Source organism: Vibrio sp. 1-Bac 57 (assembly GCF_037546855.1).
GTDB lineage: Bacteria > Pseudomonadota > Gammaproteobacteria > Enterobacterales > Psychromonadaceae > Psychromonas.
The window spans coordinates 1-19,169 of the sequence record NZ_JALAAC010000031.1; the positions used below are offsets into that span (position 1 = coordinate 1).

Below are 19,169 nucleotides of genomic sequence, written 5' to 3' on the forward strand. Positions count from 1 at the left end.
GTTTACTCATGAGATGTACTAATATTAGAAAGGTTTAAGTTATGAAATACCCTTTAGCATGCACTTTTGTATATTTAACTTTATTTTTACAGGGCTGTAATAGCCACGCTGAGAGCAACTCAGTTACCACAAAAGCAAGTGATTACAAAGGCTCTGGCTCCCTTACCTATGGTATAGCAGAGTCCACCGTCACGAATCTTTTTACACAAGGTGGCCGAGTGGCTGCTATCGGATCGATTAAGAGCATTGATGGTGCAACAACGTGGACAGTACCTGCCGTTGTAAACTATACAAATGATGCAATGCCCTTTGCTGCTGATTTATATAATGACTATGGCGATCAATACCCTAATGGTAAAGCCGCTACCGCAGCATTAAATGACACAGACATTATAGAAGTTGACGCTGATGGCGAAGTGATCACCGCTTACATCTTTGCAGATAACTACTTTGAAATGTATATAAATGGTGTTGCTGTCGGCAAAGACCCAGTCCCTTTTACGCAATTTAACTCGAATATTGTTCAGTTTAGAGTGAATAAACCTTTCGATATTGCAATATTAGCGGTTGATTGGGAGGAAAATTTAGGAACAGGTACCGAAGATAATCGTGGTCGTAAGGCGCACCCAGGTGATGGTGGTTTTGTCGCAGTATTTAAAGATAACAATGATAAGGTTGTAGCAATTACTGACAACAACTGGAAAGCACAAACTTACTATACGGCTCCTATTTCAGATTTAAGCTGTTTATCTGAATCAGGTCATTCCCGCTTATCGACTGGTTGTACTATTGAAGGCACTGACGATGCTTCAATACTTTATGGCGTACATTGGGCTATGCCAACGGGTTGGGAAAAACAAGGTTATGATGATAGTCAGTGGCCATCAGCGACTGTATTTAGTAACGAGACAGTGGGCGTAGACAATAAAAAATCATACACAAATTTCACTGATATTTTTGATGACACTCTTAATAGCAAGATGAATGATGCTCAATTCATTTGGTCTTCAAATTTAAGTTTAGATAATAAAATTTTACTAAGAACCAGCGTTACTCAATAATTTACTTTATTGAGTAAGCAGCAATAAGAAAACGCTCACTTAGTTTATTTATGTATAAACGACAACGGGAGCATTTAGGTTAACTGTAACTTTGATGCTCTGCGTTTTTATTGGCTGTAACTTTGGCTTTAACTACCGATTAGATGCCAATTACATGTCATTTTACGTCAATTAGATATCCATTAAATACTAACCTTAGTTACTCGATCTCTAAAATAACGTTCTTTCCTATTAGTTTCATCTTCATCGTCTTATGTTTATAGCCCACTGATGACATCGATTTTTATAGTGGTTTAGGTAATAGTGGATATGTTAATATTACGTTTTGATTAGTATTCGGTAACAAGATGACAGAAAATACAGTTATACAACAACTTGATGCATTAGGTTTACGCTGCCCTGAACCGGTTATGGTGATCAGGAAAACGGTCCGTAAATTAGAAGCGGGTGATTTATTAGAAATTATTGCCGATGATCCAGCAACAACCCGTGACATCCCAAGTTTTTGTCGCTTTATGGAGCATCAATTAGTAGAAGCGCAAATTGAAACACTGCCTTACCGCTATCTGATCAAAAAAGGATTGAAGTAATAAACAGCGAGCTAATTAACAAATGCCTTAATTAATAAATATATTAATTAACAAGCACCCTCGCTTCGACATTAATTTTATTATTTAACAACCTATACAAAAATAGTGCCCCAACTATCACTACAGCAGCAGATACAGATAGTCCAATATCATAGCTACCAAAAGCTTCGGTAAGGTATCCAGTAGAGATAGGTGCAATAATTTGTGCAGCACCATAAGCTAAGGTCATTGTCCCCATGAACTTAGCAGGATTACTTGGATAAAACTTACCAGCCATGGTCAGCACGAGGCTAACACAAGCGATAAAAGTACCTCCGAACAACAGAACGCTTAATATAATAACAGCAGCACTATCACTAAATACAGGAAGCAGGATCCCTATCGCCTGTAGAATATATGCCGCAATTAATGCTTTAAGATAACCAGTACCGCGTGCAATTCGATCCCATATAAAAGGGGCAGGCATGGCGGCAACGCCAACCAATAGAAAAGCAAATCCCCCCAGCCCTTGTAAACCTTCAATATCCTCGACAATATCAACAATGAAAGTAGAGCTAACAACATAACCGTACCCGGCACAAAAATAAGCCAACATCATTAGTGATTTGAAGGTTTTAGTAGGAGGGTTATCTTTAATGTCACTGTCTATTTGACCATCGACAAAGGGATGGGGTATCCATAACCAAGCTGGAATAGAGAATATTACCGCCATCACAGTTAATGCGAGCCATTGCTGCTGCCAGTCAGCAGACATAACAACCATCATTTCCACCAATAACGATGTCACAATAATACTGACTCCAGCACCAGAAAAGTGAACACCTAACTCAGCACGATGATTATTTTTAACTAACCATTTTAATATCAAACCAGATGCAATAATAAAACCGCCTGAAGCACAGACACCAGCAATAAAACGTAATACAGACCAAATAACGATGTCGGTTGTGATCACCATCAAAGCAGAAGTAACAACACTTAATATCAGATAAATTCGATGTAAATTATATTTGTAGTGGAGATTATGCAGGTTAGCAGCCAATAAAACACCGAACATGTAGCCCATAAAATTAGTCGTCGCTAACCAGCTTCCACCAATCTCAGTTAAGCCTGCACCATCCTGCATTATCGGTAATAAAAGACTATATGAAAATCGAGCCACGCCAACGGTAACAATTAAACTACAGATACCAGCGAAATATACACGAACTTTTGTTAACTCCATTAACATTGTCATGACTCTTTATTGTGAAAATTATCAACACAGCATACGCCAACCTGTTAATCTTAAAAATTGAATTATTTAGAATAAATACTTCTTATTATAAGAACTATTTATTATTTAAGTATGAGGACTAATATGGAAATTTTGACCCTAAGAACCTTTAAAGCAGTTGTTGATGAAGAAGGAATTAAAGGTGCCGCTGATAAACTACATACGGTTCAGTCCAATATTACTAATAGAATTAAAAAACTTGAAACAGAGTTAGATACAAAACTGTTTAATATCATTGGTCGGAAACTACATTTAACACTAAGCGGTCAAGCACTTTACAACTATGCAGATCAAATTCTACAGCTAGAATATGAAGCCACCACCGTCATTTTACGTAATAAAGAAAATTACGAATTAAGGGTCGGTATGCCAGAAACCTTCGCAGCTGTTCATATGCCGCTGGCCCTTAAAAAGCTGAAGCAAAATCACCCTCAAATCAGAACTAAAATTTATACTGATACCAGCGATAAACTGGTTTTTTCTGTGCTTAATAATAAAGTTGATTGTGCCGCTATTGGTAATGCACCTCAACATGAGAAGCTTGTTGTGATTCCTGTTGTGAAGGAAGAACTAATAATGGTGACCCCACTAGATAGTGAATATGACCCAGTGCTATTTGTTCGTGATCCAGGCTGCGGTTATAGAAAACACGCAATTATGTGGCGATTGGAGGCAGAACGAGATAACGATGAGCTAATGTTAATGAGCAGTGCAGACGGTATTTTAGGTTGTGTCGCAGCGGGGTTAGGTTACACCATTATTGGCAAAAACATGGTGGTTGGCAGTCGCTATGAAAAATCACTTGTCATGACACCGGTCAGCCATGGTCCATCATATGTGCAGTTGTCGATTGTTTATCGTAAAGATAGCCCTTTAGAATCCGGTATTTTGACGCTAGCAAAACTGCTAACCGATACTAGCTACGCTAAATAACTGTATCACTACAGTTCAGCCTTGATGATTGGCGATATGGATAAAGCTGTCGAGTTTTACAATAAAACGATATGCCTTAGAACCCCTTACTGGTGGTTCAAATTTTTCCTTTTGAGGTGGTTTTATATGACCTTACGTATTCCGCGTTAAAATTATTTACAACGTTAGGTTTTGTTTGCTCTTAAAACAAGACAACAACATGTAAGAGTGCAAACCTGAAATAAAACTGGTTTGGAAAGTTTTATTCACTAAAACATTAAATTCATTCATTCTTTTACAATGTACTCGCAACATAAAGTCATATTCACCCGTGATCGAATAACATTCGTAGATTTCCGACGTATCTTGAATTAACTCAATGGTTTTCTCTCGCGCGTTTACTTCACTCTTTCTATATTGAACCATAATAGAAGCGGTGATCCCCAAGCCTGCTTTTTCTTTATTTAAAACAGCTGCGTAGCGCTCAATAATACCAACTTCTTCCAATCTTTTTAAGCGGCGAAAACACTGTGAGGAAGATAAACCCACTTTCTCTGCCAGCTCCAAACGAGGGATTTGGCTATCCTCTAATAAAAAGTTCAGAATGCGAATATCATATCCATCTAATGGTACATCATGCATGATTTACAGCCTTTTATGGATTTTAGTGCAATTATAGTTGCATTAAACGTATTCCAGCAAGGTTATTTTGCTAGGAAACTCTTATCGCTATCACGTTACATTTATACCTGTTATTACTATTTATATTACAAAGGAAAAATGATGAGTTTAGCGATTTTAGGTGTCTTTATTCCAACCTTCTTTTTTGTGTCTATCACCCCTGGAATGTGTATGACATTAGCCTTAAGTTTAGGGATGAGCATTGGTTATAAACGTACTTTATGGATGATGTTAGGTGAGATCATTGGTATTGGGCTGGTTGCTACTGCGACTATTATCGGAGTGGCTTCGGTAATTAGCAGCTATCCGTGGCTATTTACTATTTTTAAATTTATCGGAGCAACCTATCTTTTGTACTTAGGTGTGATGATGTTGCAATCAAAGGGGAAATTAGCAATTGGTACGGAAAATAACTCCACAAAAAAGCAGCATAACAAAGCCCTTTTTATGCAAGGTTTTATTACTGCGATTGCCAACCCAAAAGGTTGGGCTTTTATGATTTCACTGTTGCCACCATTTATCAATAATGAGCAGCCTTTAGCACAACAAATGGTCATTCTTGTGGCCATTATTTTGACCTTTGAATTTATTTGTATGTCACTCTATGCAGCAGGTGGTAAAGGGTTGAAATATTTATTAGCTAGTGCCGAAAATGTACGTTTAATTAACCGTATATCAGGCAGTTTAATGATCGGCGTTGGAGTTTGGTTAATGTTAACTTAGCAATAATGAACAATACGGCCTATTACTGCCGGTATTGTTCACTATCTATAAATATTAACCGATATTAGGCCCTAACCAACGCTCAGCGGTTTGTAAATCCCACCCTTTGCGTTGTGCATAGTCTTCTACTTGATCCTGTTGAATACCAGCAATCGCAAAATAACGACTTTCAGGATGAGAGAAAATCCATCCCGAAACAGCTGCACCTGGGTACATGGCGTAACTTGATGTTAATTCCATACCAATTTCTTGCTCAACATTCATTAAATCCCAAATCACTGCTTTTTCACTGTGTTCTGGGCATGCAGGATAACCTGGAGCAGGACGAATACCTTGGTATTTTTCACGAATTAAATCGTCGTTGTCTAAGGTCTCATCTGCGGCAAACCCCCAATACTCTTTACGCGTTTTTTGATGTAAATATTCAGCGAAAGCTTCAGCTAAACGGTCACAAACAGCTTGCACTAAAATAGCATTATAATCGTCATTATCTGCTTTATATCGTTCAGCAACTTCACGCTCACCAATCCCGCCTGTTACAGCAAAAGCTGCAATATAATCCGCGACACCTGATGACTTAGGTGCAATGTAATCAGCTAAAGAGTGATTCACAAAGGGTGGCTTTTTCTCTGTTTGTTGACGTAATTGATGACTCACTTGCAAGATTTCAGTGCGTGTTTCATCGCTATAAATTTCAATATTATCGTCAACACGATTTGCAGGGAAAATGCCCACAATACCCGATGCACTAATTTCACCGGCAGCTTCAACCGTGTCTAACATAGCGAGTGCATCTGCAAACAGGCGTGTCGCTTCTTCACCTACGACTTCATCTTTTAAGATGCGTGGATATTTACCTGCCAATCCCCACGTCATGAAGAATGGTGTCCAATCGATATAGTCACGTAATACATTAATCGACATATTTTTTACTACTTGCACACCCAATTGATTAGGCACAGTAGGTTTGTAATTTACCCAATCTAATTTAGCACCATTAGCACGTGCTTGTGTTAAACCAATCGGTGCACTGCGTGGGCGTTTATTGGCATGCTGTAATCGAACGCGGTCATAATCTAAATTCAATTTTTCAACAAATTCAGGTTTATGCTTTGGATTCAATAATTTTTGACATACACCTACTGCACGAGAAGCATTCGATACATAGACCACGGGTTGATCGTAATTTTGTTCAATTTTAACTGCCGTATGTGCCTTCGACGTGGTTGCGCCGCCGATCAATAATGGAATCGTTAATCCTTGGCGTTGCATCTCTTTTGCTACGTACACCATTTCATCTAATGATGGAGTGATTAAACCAGATAACCCGATCAGATCCGCATTATGTGCTAACGCAGTTTTAATGATTTTCTCAGTGGGTACCATTACACCTAAGTCGATAATTTCATAGTTATTACATTGTAAAATAACACCTACGATATTTTTACCAATATCGTGTACATCTCCTTTTACGGTTGCCATCACTACTTTACCGTTGGTCGCACCCACTGCTTTAGTTTCTTCAATAAATGGATTTAAATAAGCAACAGCTTGCTTCATTACTCGCGCAGATTTAACCACTTGCGGTAAGAACATTTTACCTTCGCCGAACAGGTCTCCAACGATATTCATACCATCCATCAATGGCCCTTCAATCACTTCGATTGGCATATCGGCATTTTGACGTGCTATTTCAGTATCTTCTTCAATAAATTCTGTAATGCCTTTAACTAATGCATGTGCAATACGTTCATTAACGGGCAGGCTACGCCATTCTAATACTTTGGTCTCGTCTGCTTTTTCAGCGCCATCACCACGATATTTTTCTGCAAGTTCTAATAAAGCATCTGTGCCATTAGCATGTTTATTTAACACCACATCTTCAACGGCATCTTTTAATTCTTTGGGAATATCATCATAAATCGCAAGCTGTGCAGCGTTTACGATCCCCATATCCATTCCGTTTTGAATACAGTAATAAAGAAATACAGCGTGAATCGCTTCACGTACAGGATTGTTACCACGGAATGAGAAAGATACGTTTGAAACACCGCCAGAAATCATTGCATGAGGTAAGTTATCTTTAATATCTTTCACTGCTTCAATAAAGTCTACAGCATAGTTATTATGCTCTTCGATCCCCGTGGCAATAGCAAAAATATTAGGGTCAAAAATGATATCTTCCGGTGGAAAGCCAACTTGGTTAACTAAAATGTCATAAGAACGCTTACAAATTTCATATTTACGCTCGCGTGTATCTGCCTGTCCATCTTCATCAAAGGCCATCACAATTACGGCAAAACCATAACGACGAATCAATTTGGCTTGGTGAATAAAGTTATCAACGCCCTCTTTCATACTGATTGAGTTAACGATACCTTTACCTTGAACACACTTAAGGCCTTCCTCTAAAATTTCCCATTTAGAAGAATCGACCATGATTGGCACACGTGAAATATCAGGTTCAGAAGCACATAGGTTTAAGAAACGCTTCATCGCAAATAATGAATCAAGCATCGCTTCATCCATATTAATATCGATAATATCTGCGCCTGCTTCTACTTGATGCAAGGCGACTTCAAGCGCTTCATCGTATAATTCATCTTTAATTAAACGTTTAAAACGGGCAGAACCCGTTACGTTTGTTCGCTCACCAACATTTTGAAAAAGTGAGCTAGAGCGAATAGTTAATGCCTCTAAACCACTTAAACGACAAGCAACTTCAATCTCTGGTAATTCACGCGGTTTGATACCCGCAACGGCATCAGCCATCGCCTTAATATGCGCAGGCGTTGTACCACAACAACCGCCCACTAAATTTAAAAAGCCACTTTCAGCCCACTCTTTAATATGCACCGACATTTCATCGGCTTCTAAGTCATATTCACCAAAGGCATTTGGCAAACCGGCATTAGGATGTGCAGAAACATAAGTTTCTGAGATACGCGACATTTCTTGCACATATTGGCGTAACTCATCGGGGCCCAAAGCACAGTTTAAACCGAATGTTAGGGGTTCAGCATGACGCAATGAATTGTAGAAGGCCTCTGTTGTTTGACCTGATAATGTACGACCCGATGCATCGGTGATCGTACCGGAAATCATCACAGGAATTTTATAACCGAGCTCTTCGAATACCGTTTCAACTGCAAAAACAGCGGCTTTTGCGTTTAAAGTATCAAAGATAGTTTCAATCAGAATTAAGTCACTACCACCTTTAATTAAGGCTTTAGTCGATTCAATGTAAGCAACAACCAGTTCGTCAAAAGTAACGTTACGAAAAGCAGGATCATTAACATCAGGAGAGATTGAACAAGTGCGGTTTGTTGGACCTAATACACCCGCGACAAAACGAGGACGGTCAGGTGTTTCATCGGTTTTTTCATCGGCAACACGACGCGCAATACGTGCGGCTTCATAATTGATTTCAGCAGAAATAGATTCCATCGCATAATCAGCCATAGCAATGGTTGTTGCGTTAAATGTATTGGTTTCAAGAATGTCTGCACCCGCATCTAAATATTCACGGTGAATATTAGCAATTACTTCTGGCTGCGTTAAAACTAATAGATCGTTATTGCCTTTTAAGTCGCTTTTCCAGTCTTTAAAACGTTCGCCACGAAAGTCAGCTTCTTCAAATTTATGGTCCTGGATCATGGTTCCCATACCACCATCGATCAGAAGAATGTGCTTTTCTAACTGTGCTTTAATTAATGCACTACGATCACTTATCGACATAGAGTTCCCTGCTACTTTTTTCTGAGTAAAAAATGAGGGTGAATAATAGCATAAAACTTGTACTCATAACCTTTCAAAGCCATTTCTATCTTGAAATATTCTGTTATAAATTATGAATTTTTTGATGGTTGAAACAGGTCATATATTCACTAAAGTAATAGCAATTATATTAGGTGAGTGATCTATGCTGTGCAGAAAAAACGGATTAGCTTAAAGCGGAAGATTTCAATCGAACCGTAAAAATTGTATATAAAAAAAGCGAGCTGCTTAGCTCGCTTTAAAATATAAAGAACAATTGAGTTGTGACTATTAAAAGGGGTACTAATATCGATAATAAAAACTCACTTGATATTAGTAAAACTTTACAAATAATCCACTATCTAATTTGATAAAAGTGAATGTTAGAAACGCCCGTTGGCAATGAGTTAACTAATGTAAACTCCTAACTCTGACACCCACTTTCAATAAAATGATAAAACGTAAAAATAATTAATCCTCCTGTATTAATGAATACAACCAGTATTAACTTCTAAAACTGTATCTAGTTACCCCGTTGGGTAGGTGAGTGTTTAAATTAATAACTCAGTTTTTGATACGGTTTTAGTACACTGGTACGAGTAAAATTTAAAATAATCTTATACCTCCGTTTTATGTTTGTTAACGTGAAAATGCTTAAATTGGTCAAGTGCATTTAATGCAATTGTGAAGCTGCTTTTAACAACTAGGCTTCCTGAATAACCAACCTGCTAACTGCGCAGAAGCATTGCCTATCTTTGACTTTACTCCTCTTAAGCTCTCTTAGCTACTAATAATTATAGGAGAGCTTTTTACCTTTTCCAGTACTACTTTTCATCTTTATAAATTATTTACAAAATTTATATTAAGTCACTGAGATCGTATGGCGTTACCTGATAAACACAGTAATTTAACCAATTGCTATATAAGAGATTTCCATGGCTACGCCAAATTGCATGTGGAATTTCATTCTCATCATCATTCGGATAATAGTTAATCGGCATGACCGGATCTAACTCTTCTTCGAGGTCTCGTAAATATTCATTATTTAATGTATTTGCATCGTATTCAGGGTGCCCAGTGATATAAACCTGACGACAATCAGGACTTGCCGCAAGATAGACTCCCGCATCAGGTGCATCTGCAAATACTGTTAAATCTGTTTTGTCTTTAATGGTGCGACTATTAAATTCAGCATAACGAGATAATGGAGCCCAAAATTCATCGTCAAACCCTCTTACTAATGGGTGATGATGATATGACGTTCGATGTGAATAGATACCAGAGAGCTTATCATCACGGGTCTCTTTCTCTAACCCATAAAGTATGTTTAATGCGGCTTGTGCAGCCCAACATAAAAATAGCGTTGAGGTAACGTTATGGCGAGACCAGTTAACTATTTCCGTGAACTTTTCCCAGTAATATACATTTTCAAATGGAATGGTGCCTAGTGGCGCACCAGTAATAATAAAGCCATCCCATTTTTGATTTTTGATCCGCTCAAAATCACCGTAGAACTTATCTAAATGCTTTTGCGGCGTATTTCGTGTTGCTCTGGCATCCACTCGTAACAGTTCAATATCAACTTGTAAGGGTGTATTAGACAATAAACGCATGAGTTGCGTTTCAGTTTCAATTTTTTTAGGCATTAAATTAAGGATCAGAACGCGTAGAGGACGAATGTTCTGGTGGCTAGCTCGTGTTTCTGACATCGTAAAAATATTTTCAGATTTTAAAATACTTGATGCAGGTAAATCATCTGGAATACGAATTGGCATAATTACTTCCTTAAAATGGCCTTTTAGACATCTAGAAGTCTAACATTAAAATAACTTTTTTAAATACTTAAATCTAATTTAGCACCTGTATTTATTTTTCACCTGTACTTTTAGTACCTTATTTCTTATCAAAAGTTAACTATTCTCTATGTTGATCCTTCACGATTTTTAGTGCGGCTAATGCTTCCACGACCTTATCTTCACTTTATGTAGAATAAGTTCGATACATTAGTTAGACTAAAAAAACACCAATAATTAAAAACAAAAGGAATAGTAATGCTTAATATTCAAACGGTTGTAGCGGACTTAAATAATGCACAACATGCACAGGCTTATTTAAGCTTAATGTCGCATTATGCTTGTGATCCAATGGGTGGAGGTGAAGACTTGAGTGACTTTGCTAAAGAGAATTTAATCACAAACTTGCTTGCTAGAAATGATGTTTTTATTGTTTTAATTTTTAGTGGTAACCATCCAGCTGCATTATTAACAGCGATAGAAGGCTTCTCTACTTTTGCCTGTAAACCATTATTTAATATTCATGATGTTGTCGTACACAATGATTTTAGAGGCCAAGGCCTTACTAAACATTTATTTGAAAAAATTGAAGAAGTCGCAAAACAGCAAGATTGCTGCAAAATAACGTTAGAAGTATTAAGTGGTAATGCCATTGCTTGTAAAGCTTATCAGCGTCTTGGCTTTTCTGATTATCAGCTTGATCCTGAGTTTGGTAGTGCATTATTTTGGACAAAAAAATTATAAACGGCTCTCATCTAAAGATAGCTTTTATAGCGTTAATTACATTCAATATATGATCTGATATTGAACAGAAAAATGAATCAATCTAGTTACGGATCATATGGTTGAGCACTTTGCAAAGTGTCTAACGCAGAAGTGATACAGTTTAATCAACAAGATAGATCAGCTATTAAGTGGAATTGCTGTTACCTACTGTTTAGCTGATTGATCAACTAAACGGTAAACAGCCCTACTGATTTAGTCGCGATCAAAAAGCTGACTAAATACATTAGCGCTTTTGGTAGTTAGCCTGTATTGCTTTAATGTCTTCAACCATTAAATCCATATCAACATGATTAATGCCCTGTGCATTAATTGTTGATTTAAACGTGGCATGAAACTCACCTTCGGGATTAATTAAAACAATGGAAGCACTATGGTCAACTAAATAAAAATCATCTGTTTCGCCCTCTTCAACCAAACTATAAATTAAACCTAATTGAGTGACAAATGGCCAAAGTTGTTTATGGGTACTGGTTACGCCAATAAATTCTTTATTAAAATAGTGCACATAATCTGCCAGTTGTTCTGCTTTATCTCGATTAGGGTCAACGGAAATAAATACAACTTGTGTGGTTGTATTTTGATCATTGGCTAAGCTTGGATAAATACGGTCTAGGTCTGCTAACGTAGTTGGACAAACGTCGGGGCAATAAGTATAACCAACAAAAAATAAGGTCCACTTACCTTTTAAGGATTGGTTTGTAAAAGCGACTTTCCCAGCTTTTTCAAAGGCAAATTCAGGTAGTGGCTGGCGTGTCTGTTGTAACACTAAGGCACTATTTTTAGTGCTAGTTTTAGTAGTAGTTTTACTGTGAACTAAATGAAAAGATTGGGTGCTACCGATAATAAAAAATAAAATCATTAACAGAGCACTAAAAATTATTATTAAACGTTTCATTTAATTCACACTATAAGTTTGGAAGATGGTTATTAATAACACTAATTGCCAATTACATCCAATCTGCAGTACGAATAACACCGACCGCAATCCCTTCAATATCAAAAGATTGATACTCTAAATCGACCTTTATGGCGTCAAATAAAGCATTCTCTGCTTTTAATGTTAATTACATCCAATCTGCAGTACGAATAACACCGACCGCAATCCCTTCAATATCAAAAGATTGATACTCTAAATCGACCTTTATGGCGTCAAATAAAGCATTCTCTGCTTTTAATGTTATCTGCTTACCGTCGCGATAAAAACGTTTTACGGTGACATTATCTTCAACACGCGCAACAACAACTTGGCCATTGTTTATATTTTGGGTTTTATGCACCGCTAATAAATCGCCATCCATAATACCAATATCTTTCATGCTTTCGCCTTCAACGCGCAGTAAAAAATCTGCCGCGGGATGAAATAATGCGGGGTCTACATCGTAATGTGCTTCTACATGCTCTTGAGCAAGAATAGGTTCACCAGCAGCGACTTTTCCGATTAAAGGTAAACCTTCATCGGCCACTATTTCATTATCTTTATGGTCGCTAACAACACGAATACCACGAGAGGTGCCTGACAATATTTCAATTGCACCTTTACGCGCTAAAGCTTTCAAATGTTCTTCTGCTGCATTGGCGCTTTTAAACCCAAGTATTTTCGCTAATTCGACACGCGTAGGAGGCATGCCAGTTTTTGCAATCTGATCTTTAATAACGTCTAAGACTTCGCCTTGGCGTTTGGTTAATTCTTTCATTATGAACTCCAAGCAATAATAAACTGTAAACAAACACAGTGTATATTTATACATGGATAATTACTAGGGTCTGTTTTCTCTTTCACGTGGTTTTTATAGGAATTTATACGGTGAATATTAGTTTGAATAGATTAATGACTTTAAATCTATTTAAAAAACTCAGACGTTGCTAAAGGAAGTACTGTTCGAAGTATTATTTGAAGTATTATTTGAAGTACTCTTAAAAGTAATATTAAAAAGCCACAAGCCTCTATATATGAAGCTTATTTATGACTCTCACCATTCAATTTACATAAGGTAGTAAACTGAATGGCAAGCTGATTTTTGACGGCACGTTGAAGTTATCATGAGTAAGTACAGGTAAATACAGACGAAGTAAACAGCTTATAAAACACCTTTAAAACTAACAGTGGTGGCACCGCTGTCGTTTTTAGGACCAATCCAAGTTAATGATTGTGCTATCGAAGGAGGGAGTTTATCTGTGCCTTGAATTTCACCATTTAATTGGTATATACCACCTTCGCCAAGATTAATATCTAAGTTAGTGTTTAATTGCTCAGACTCTTGAGTGACAAAAGCAGTAATATTGCCATTATCACATCCTAAGTCTACGGAAGGAGAAGCTAAATCAACATTACCCATTTGGCTATAAACAAAAGCATTATGCCATACCACGGTGCCCTGTAGTTGTTCACAATAAGGGTCACCTTGCTTTATTTGCTGAATAACCGCAGAAAAATTACCTTCTATTTTTACCGGTAATTTAGTTGGTATCAATGTGAGTAATTCTGCTGAGGTTAAATCAACCATAACATTTGACGCACTCGCACCTGTTAAACCATATTCTACAAAACCTTTGCCTGACATTTTATTAGGGCCATTGTAGAAGGAAACATCGGCTCCTATTGCTAAATTTAATAATGTTTTTAGTTGAACATCCCATTTCACATTATGAAGCGTAACCTTAGGGTTGATAACTACTTGCTTGGCCTGCCCATTCCATAGACTACCAGAAACATTATTGATTTTAACATTTGAAGCTGGCATCCAACCTACAACAGCTGCAGCAGGTAGGTTAACTAACAAACTACCACAGTAAACCAATACAAAAAGTATCGCGATTTTGACTTTCATTTGAACCCTTTTACAATGCTAATAACTTAATGATAAACGGTTAATCTTAACCATACCTTGTGTTTTATCCTGATTTAAATCAGCACTATTAACTTGTATTTGGTATTGATTTTGTAATGCTGTGATCCATTTTAAGAACTGGTTAAACTCAACTTGATTAATCCAAATATCAACACTGCCATTACGGTTTTGAATACGAGAAATAACAATTTTATTGCGCTTTGCGGTGCTACTAATCAACTGTGATAAATTTTGTTTTCTAGCCGTTGTCTTCTTATTTCCAACACCTGCAACAACGAGTTTATTGGCATTGCTTTCTACCCACTGTAACGTTTGTTCGCTACGTTGTAGTTTTTGCTGACTCGCAGCTAAATTAGTCGCAATAGGTTGCCAAATAAGAAAATAAATAACTGCAATAAATACAACCACCAGCGATATAAAGGTTAGTTGTTGCTCTCTTTCTGAAATGTTGTCCCACCATTCTTTGATTTGTTCAAACATTAGTTAACCCTCACCGTTAATACACCGCTGACACGATTTTTATTATTACTCAATGCCCCTTGGCCAAGCGTATATTTAGCAGGAACTTTTGTGGCGAGTAATTCAAAGGCCTGAAAGCTATCGGCACTAACCGCTAAACTTATTTGTTGGTTTTCACGATTAAATTTTAACGTTGAAATTTGTAAGCTAGGTACCGCCTGAAAAACTGGAATCAAATCATTTAAAATAGGCAAAAAACCATCTGACTGCGTACTGATTGATGATTCAGCCAACAAACCTTTTAATTTTTTCTTAATTCGGCTGTACCGTAAAGGTGATTGATTAGGAAAAGCTTTTTGGTAGAGAGTCTCTACTTGATGTTTTACTAATAAGGTTTTTCGGTCAGCTTGTTTTGTGGTGATAACAGCATTTACTAATACTACAATAAACAAGATAACAGCGGCAATCGCAGGTAGCTTCCACTTAGCAAGTTGCAAGTTACTTTCTTTTTTAACTTTAAACTCACCGGTTAACAGGTTGATAGGATTATTAAGGCAACCTTCTGCTAACAATTGCATTGGTAATACGACTGCTTTTTGCTGCCACTGTCCTATACAATCATTGGGTATGGCACTATAACTTTCAATCTGCTGTTCTGGTTTATCTAATAAATGTAATTGCAAAATGTTATTCAACATATCATTTTCACAACACCAAGCTTGGTATTCACCAGTACGTATTAACCATTGATGATCAAGTTGTAATGCTTGCCATTTTTGATCGAGAGGCAGGGGTAGTGTTAATGCTTCTGGAATCAAACGCTGACAAAAAATATCTGCATCAGCTAACCAACCCAACCACATTGTTAATTTACTCTTAAAACAAATGGCAATTTCAACTAAATCTGTTTCTTTGGCCAAAACTGAAAAGTGTAACTTATCAACATCACTAGCCAAGTCATCTTCCAACATATAAGGCAGAGCTTGTTGCATTTGACGCGTATAGGTTCCTTTAATTACCACTGATTTTAATGTGACATCGACGCCAGGTACTAAACAAATAACTTTCCGAGACTGCGCTTTTTCCGTTAACAATTTCAACGCCTGCGCATTATCTAAATCACCCGACGCAATGATCTCTTTTTCACTTTCAGACCAAACTAACCAATGGATAGTTTGGTGTGCTTCACTTGCTAAGCGGATAATTAATTGTTCACTCACTTGAACATCTCCATGCCAACTACCTCTTCAGCTCCTGCGTATTGGAAACGGATAGTAGTCGCTTTTTTATTCTCTATTTTAAATAATAGCTTGAAAACCATTATTCGCTGATCAAACTCTGCTAAACCAAATAATTGAAAAAAATCACTCGTTACACTTAACTGTGAACTGATCACATCAGGTATTAACTTATCGGCAATTAACTCTGATGCTAAAAATTCATCAACAGATGCCCAACCACTAATTGGTCTATCATCTAATATAGATTGAATATCCTCTATCGTAATAAGCAACTCAGGAGGAAATAAAGCAAATAGTATTTGCGCTTGTTTTTTGTTAACTGTATTCACATTAATCAACTGATTTGATGCAGGTAGTGCACATAAAAAAGGTTTTATACGTTCATAAATCTGGTCAGTAACCCCTTGTATTGCCCTTAACTCTGAAACATCAACCATCAAATGATTAGCGGTTAAATGTGGTACTCCCACTGATTCGTAATATCTATCTTCAGCACCCTGTGAAACATCGACAGTATCGTTATTATCCAGCCAATCCCGCGTAGACTCAGCAATTATTTCAGCTTCATACTCTTCAACACCTAGTGAAATCAGCAACGTTTGAAATTGGCTAATAGGTAAAGCACGAGTTTCATCTTGGTCAGCTTGGGCAATGGCATTAATATTAAAGCAACGACGGTAATCGATCATATTACCGGTAATCGATCCTTCGTCGACAGGAAAAACGATATCTGGCGTAGCCCATATTTGATCTAGACTGATCACTTCACTATCGGCAAAATCATCTTCTAATACCATGCGACTAAAATCCACGGTGGCTTGCCCATACCAATATACTTTTTCTGAATACGAAAGTCCTTCTGTCCGCAACAAGCTAGAGGTCATTCGCCCTGTCATAGTGGCGGCAATGGTCACCATGATCGCTAAAATCATTAAAATAGTGATTAACGCAATACCTCGTTGCTTATGATATCTGGCCATTAATCTTCTACCGAACTATCAGGTAATATAAAAATTCGCTTTAATTCACCGTAGTGTTGGCTGTTAATAGTCATTTCAATACCTTTAGGTATCGTTTTATCTGCATTCCAAGTATCTATCCAATCATCGTCCCAAAATCTAAAACTTAAACTATCAACATCATTTAATATTACTTGTTGCTCCGGTTTCTCTCCCGCGACAGTATCTGGGTGTAAATAATACAAACGTTGTAATTGATTATTTTTAACGCGATAACCTACTCGTAAAATAGTTGAACGAGGCAACAAGTTAAGTGGGTTAGTCCAACCTAAGCGATTAAACTCTATACCTTCAGAGTCTGAATCCAATACTTTTTTTCCCGCATACAAGACTTGTAAATTTTCATCTTCGACATTACCTGTTCGTGAAATACGCGCCACCATTTGTACAAAATCGCGTTCAATTAATAACATACCACGCTGAATTTCAACTAAATGCTTATCATGCTCACGACTGATTTCTCCACTGCGTAAAACACCTTGTAATATTTGGTAAGCAGCAAGACTTAATGTTGCAAAAATAGCAATGGCAATCAAAATCTCGATTAAGGTAAAACCATTTTGTTTAACCTGTTGATGGTACTTATGGTTTGGCAATGTAAGTCCTTATATACCCCAGTGCTTGGCCATCTTTTTGGTCACTCACTTCAACATCTAATGCCCTAAAATCTGTATTACCTGTGGTAACACCTTGAAAGCGCAGGTACCACTTAGTATCCGCAAACTCAACTTCCTCTCGACGCCAGTGTAATTCAGGCCACTGTTGTTGTAGTTTAAGTTCAGAAAGCCGATTACTTGCGACCCACATTGCGAATGTTTTTTGCTGTAAATAACTTTGATTACTTAATGATTGTGAAGCTGCTTGCATTACCGCAATACCAGCCGAAGCTAAAATCACTAACGCTAACATTACTTCTAGCAAGGTCATACCTTGCTCTTTTTTAATACCGTTATTAGTGAATAATTTGCTCATAAATCACTCATTAATTAATTCAATTTGTCCGCTCATGCCCACTTTAACTGTGATTTTACGCGATACATTCTCTGTACTAGAAAATTGATAACTGAAAGGTGTCACTTCACCACTAGACATAATAAAAACATGTGGGTTAATAGATGACTGTTTTGTTTGACCGTCAATGTTAACTAAATATGATTGCTCTACAAAAGTATCAGAGTCAGCTTTTTTTTGTGCTTGTTCTAACTCCCCCCAAACATTACCCACTAGATTATATTCAGCACTAACATTGTCTGGGAATGTTATATAACCATTGATCCGCGAGTTTACTAAAGGTTGCCATTGCCTTTTACTAAAGTCATAAAAAGCAAAGGTGTAACCTTGCTCATTAAACTCAATACCAAATTCAGTATTTAAAATTAATGCCTGATCCTGTGCTAGCTGCAATAAAGTACTAAAACGTTGCGCATGCCATTGACTGCTTTGCGCAGTGTTACCTGAGCTGGTTAATGTCATGACCACACCAACAGAAATCATGCCCATTAACACTAATACCAGCATGACTTCTAATAAGGTGAAACCTTTCACATTACGCATTGGAATGGTCACAAATACATTTATGTATTATTTATCATTGAGGTTCCAGGTACCGATATCATCATCAGTCCCTTCTTCACCATCAAGACCCACTGAAAGTACATCGATTTTACTTTTCTCGCCCGGACTATTTAGAATGTAATCATTACCCCATGGGTCTTGAGGGAGTCGTTTAATGTAACCGTCTTCACGATAATTACGTGGTGCAGGCGATGCGCTCGGCTCTGAGACTAATGCTTCTAAACCTTGATCCGTTGTCGGATAAACACTGTTATCTAATTTATACATATCTAATGCATTTTCTAAAGCAATAATGTCTGACTTAACTTTTTGCACATCTGCTTTATCTTTATTACCGATTAAGTTAGGCACAACCATTGCTGCTAATACACCTAAAATAACGATAACCACCATGATTTCTAATAATGTAAAACCTTTTTGTTTCATTTTTGGTTTTAAATCTTTCACG

At 37.3% G+C, this 19,169-nt stretch carries 19 protein-coding genes; 5 read left to right on the top strand and 14 right to left on the bottom strand.

Going from position 1 to position 19,169, the window contains the following annotated elements:
• The first annotated feature begins 41 nt into the window (after positions 1 to 41).
• Positions 42 to 1,061, top strand: coding sequence for a hypothetical protein (locus MT391_RS16250; protein ID WP_499441880.1), 1,020 nt, complete (start codon positions 42 to 44; stop codon positions 1,059 to 1,061).
• Positions 1,062 to 1,408: 347 nt separating this feature from the next.
• The gene (tusA, locus tag MT391_RS16255) at positions 1,409 to 1,651 is read left to right on the top strand and encodes a sulfurtransferase TusA (protein WP_166373291.1); all 243 of its coding nucleotides are present in this window, start codon (positions 1,409 to 1,411) and stop codon (positions 1,649 to 1,651) included.
• Positions 1,652 to 1,694: 43 nt separating this feature from the next.
• Here tusA and MT391_RS16260 read toward each other — a convergent pair whose 3' ends face one another.
• The gene (locus MT391_RS16260) at positions 1,695 to 2,882 is read right to left on the bottom strand and encodes a YbfB/YjiJ family MFS transporter (protein WP_499499027.1); all 1,188 of its coding nucleotides are present in this window, start codon (positions 2,880 to 2,882) and stop codon (positions 1,695 to 1,697) included.
• Positions 2,883 to 3,011: 129 nt separating this feature from the next.
• Here MT391_RS16260 and MT391_RS16265 point away from each other — a divergent pair, with 129 nt between their 5' ends.
• Positions 3,012 to 3,860 (top strand): LysR family transcriptional regulator, encoded by an 849-nt coding sequence (locus tag MT391_RS16265; RefSeq protein WP_299666376.1) that lies wholly within the window; start codon positions 3,012 to 3,014, stop codon positions 3,858 to 3,860.
• Positions 3,861 to 4,016: 156 nt separating this feature from the next.
• On the opposite strand, the gene MT391_RS16270 is transcribed toward MT391_RS16265, so the two are convergent.
• Complete coding sequence (locus tag MT391_RS16270; RefSeq protein WP_499499029.1) at positions 4,017 to 4,481, bottom strand: Lrp/AsnC family transcriptional regulator; 465 nt, start codon at positions 4,479 to 4,481, stop codon at positions 4,017 to 4,019.
• Positions 4,482 to 4,622: 141 nt separating this feature from the next.
• On the opposite strand from MT391_RS16270, the gene MT391_RS16275 reads away from it, so the two are divergent.
• Positions 4,623 to 5,243: a LysE family translocator gene (locus MT391_RS16275; RefSeq protein WP_499499048.1), complete on the top strand. Its 621-nt coding sequence runs from the start codon at positions 4,623 to 4,625 to the stop codon at positions 5,241 to 5,243.
• Between the two features lie 54 nt (positions 5,244 to 5,297).
• Here MT391_RS16275 and metH read toward each other — a convergent pair whose 3' ends face one another.
• Together metH and metA are read right to left on the bottom strand one after the other, a co-directional pair.
• The gene (metH, locus tag MT391_RS16280; protein ID WP_499499031.1) at positions 5,298 to 8,981 is read right to left on the bottom strand and encodes a methionine synthase; all 3,684 of its coding nucleotides are present in this window, start codon (positions 8,979 to 8,981) and stop codon (positions 5,298 to 5,300) included.
• Positions 8,982 to 9,856: 875 nt separating this feature from the next.
• On the bottom strand, positions 9,857 to 10,774 hold the full coding sequence (metA, locus tag MT391_RS16285; protein ID WP_166373279.1) for a homoserine O-acetyltransferase MetA: 918 nt from the start codon (positions 10,772 to 10,774) through the stop codon (positions 9,857 to 9,859).
• Between the two features lie 276 nt (positions 10,775 to 11,050).
• Between metA and MT391_RS16290 the strand changes: the two genes are divergently transcribed.
• Positions 11,051 to 11,536: a GNAT family N-acetyltransferase gene (locus MT391_RS16290; protein ID WP_166373277.1), complete on the top strand. Its 486-nt coding sequence runs from the start codon at positions 11,051 to 11,053 to the stop codon at positions 11,534 to 11,536.
• 265 nt (positions 11,537 to 11,801) lie between these two features.
• Here MT391_RS16290 and MT391_RS16295 read toward each other — a convergent pair whose 3' ends face one another.
• The 10 genes from MT391_RS16295 to gspG form a co-directional block, all read right to left on the bottom strand.
• On the bottom strand, positions 11,802 to 12,473 hold the full coding sequence (locus tag MT391_RS16295) for an SCO family protein (RefSeq protein WP_240923756.1): 672 nt from the start codon (positions 12,471 to 12,473) through the stop codon (positions 11,802 to 11,804).
• A gap of 169 nt (positions 12,474 to 12,642) precedes the next feature.
• On the bottom strand, positions 12,643 to 13,272 hold the full coding sequence (lexA, locus tag MT391_RS16300; protein ID WP_028867796.1) for a transcriptional repressor LexA: 630 nt from the start codon (positions 13,270 to 13,272) through the stop codon (positions 12,643 to 12,645).
• A gap of 384 nt (positions 13,273 to 13,656) precedes the next feature.
• A complete protein-coding gene (locus MT391_RS16305) occupies positions 13,657 to 14,406 on the bottom strand; it encodes a type II secretion system protein N (protein WP_299666361.1) in 750 nt (249 codons plus the stop codon).
• A gap of 18 nt (positions 14,407 to 14,424) precedes the next feature.
• Positions 14,425 to 14,907, bottom strand: coding sequence for a type II secretion system protein M (locus MT391_RS16310; protein WP_499441871.1), 483 nt, complete (start codon positions 14,905 to 14,907; stop codon positions 14,425 to 14,427).
• The gene (gene gspL / locus MT391_RS16315) at positions 14,907 to 16,106 is read right to left on the bottom strand and encodes a type II secretion system protein GspL (protein ID WP_499499034.1); all 1,200 of its coding nucleotides are present in this window, start codon (positions 16,104 to 16,106) and stop codon (positions 14,907 to 14,909) included. Before gspL ends, MT391_RS16310 begins: the two co-directional genes overlap by 1 nt.
• Positions 16,103 to 17,107 (bottom strand): type II secretion system minor pseudopilin GspK, encoded by a 1,005-nt coding sequence (gene gspK, locus MT391_RS16320; protein WP_299666352.1) that lies wholly within the window; start codon positions 17,105 to 17,107, stop codon positions 16,103 to 16,105. Before gspK ends, gspL begins: the two co-directional genes overlap by 4 nt.
• Positions 17,107 to 17,742 (bottom strand): type II secretion system minor pseudopilin GspJ, encoded by a 636-nt coding sequence (gene gspJ, locus MT391_RS16325; protein ID WP_166373012.1) that lies wholly within the window; start codon positions 17,740 to 17,742, stop codon positions 17,107 to 17,109. The genes gspK and gspJ overlap by 1 nt, the downstream gene beginning before the upstream one ends.
• Complete coding sequence (gene gspI, locus MT391_RS16330) at positions 17,729 to 18,118, bottom strand: type II secretion system minor pseudopilin GspI (protein WP_166373013.1); 390 nt, start codon at positions 18,116 to 18,118, stop codon at positions 17,729 to 17,731. The genes gspJ and gspI overlap by 14 nt, the downstream gene beginning before the upstream one ends.
• Positions 18,119 to 18,121: 3 nt before the next feature.
• Positions 18,122 to 18,700, bottom strand: a complete 579-nt coding sequence (gene gspH, locus MT391_RS16335; protein WP_166373014.1) for a type II secretion system minor pseudopilin GspH — start codon at positions 18,698 to 18,700, stop codon at positions 18,122 to 18,124.
• Between the two features lie 27 nt (positions 18,701 to 18,727).
• Positions 18,728 to 19,147 (bottom strand): type II secretion system major pseudopilin GspG, encoded by a 420-nt coding sequence (gene gspG, locus MT391_RS16340; RefSeq protein ID WP_166373045.1) that lies wholly within the window; start codon positions 19,145 to 19,147, stop codon positions 18,728 to 18,730.
• Positions 19,148 to 19,169 lie beyond the last annotated feature (22 nt).

Coding starts and splice junctions, on each gene's coding strand:
- metH (WP_499499031.1), bottom strand. CDS start 8,981: ATGTCGATAAGTGATCGTAGTGCATTAATTAAAGCACAGTTAGAAAAG.
- MT391_RS16265 (WP_299666376.1), top strand. CDS start 3,012: ATGGAAATTTTGACCCTAAGAACCTTTAAAGCAGTTGTTGATGAAGAA.
- gspH (WP_166373014.1), bottom strand. CDS start 18,700: ATGCGTAATGTGAAAGGTTTCACCTTATTAGAAGTCATGCTGGTATTA.
- MT391_RS16305 (WP_299666361.1), bottom strand. CDS start 14,406: ATGAAAGTCAAAATCGCGATACTTTTTGTATTGGTTTACTGTGGTAGT.
- gspI (WP_166373013.1), bottom strand. CDS start 18,118: ATGAGCAAATTATTCACTAATAACGGTATTAAAAAAGAGCAAGGTATG.
- MT391_RS16260 (WP_499499027.1), bottom strand. CDS start 2,882: ATGTTAATGGAGTTAACAAAAGTTCGTGTATATTTCGCTGGTATCTGT.
- metA (WP_166373279.1), bottom strand. CDS start 10,774: ATGCCAATTCGTATTCCAGATGATTTACCTGCATCAAGTATTTTAAAA.
- MT391_RS16270 (WP_499499029.1), bottom strand. CDS start 4,481: ATGCATGATGTACCATTAGATGGATATGATATTCGCATTCTGAACTTT.
- MT391_RS16275 (WP_499499048.1), top strand. CDS start 4,623: ATGAGTTTAGCGATTTTAGGTGTCTTTATTCCAACCTTCTTTTTTGTG.
- MT391_RS16295 (WP_240923756.1), bottom strand. CDS start 12,473: ATGAAACGTTTAATAATAATTTTTAGTGCTCTGTTAATGATTTTATTT.
- MT391_RS16310 (WP_499441871.1), bottom strand. CDS start 14,907: ATGTTTGAACAAATCAAAGAATGGTGGGACAACATTTCAGAAAGAGAG.
- gspG (WP_166373045.1), bottom strand. CDS start 19,147: ATGAAACAAAAAGGTTTTACATTATTAGAAATCATGGTGGTTATCGTT.
- gspK (WP_299666352.1), bottom strand. CDS start 17,107: ATGGCCAGATATCATAAGCAACGAGGTATTGCGTTAATCACTATTTTA.
- tusA (WP_166373291.1), top strand. CDS start 1,409: ATGACAGAAAATACAGTTATACAACAACTTGATGCATTAGGTTTACGC.
- MT391_RS16290 (WP_166373277.1), top strand. CDS start 11,051: ATGCTTAATATTCAAACGGTTGTAGCGGACTTAAATAATGCACAACAT.
- MT391_RS16250 (WP_499441880.1), top strand. CDS start 42: ATGAAATACCCTTTAGCATGCACTTTTGTATATTTAACTTTATTTTTA.
- lexA (WP_028867796.1), bottom strand. CDS start 13,272: ATGAAAGAATTAACCAAACGCCAAGGCGAAGTCTTAGACGTTATTAAA.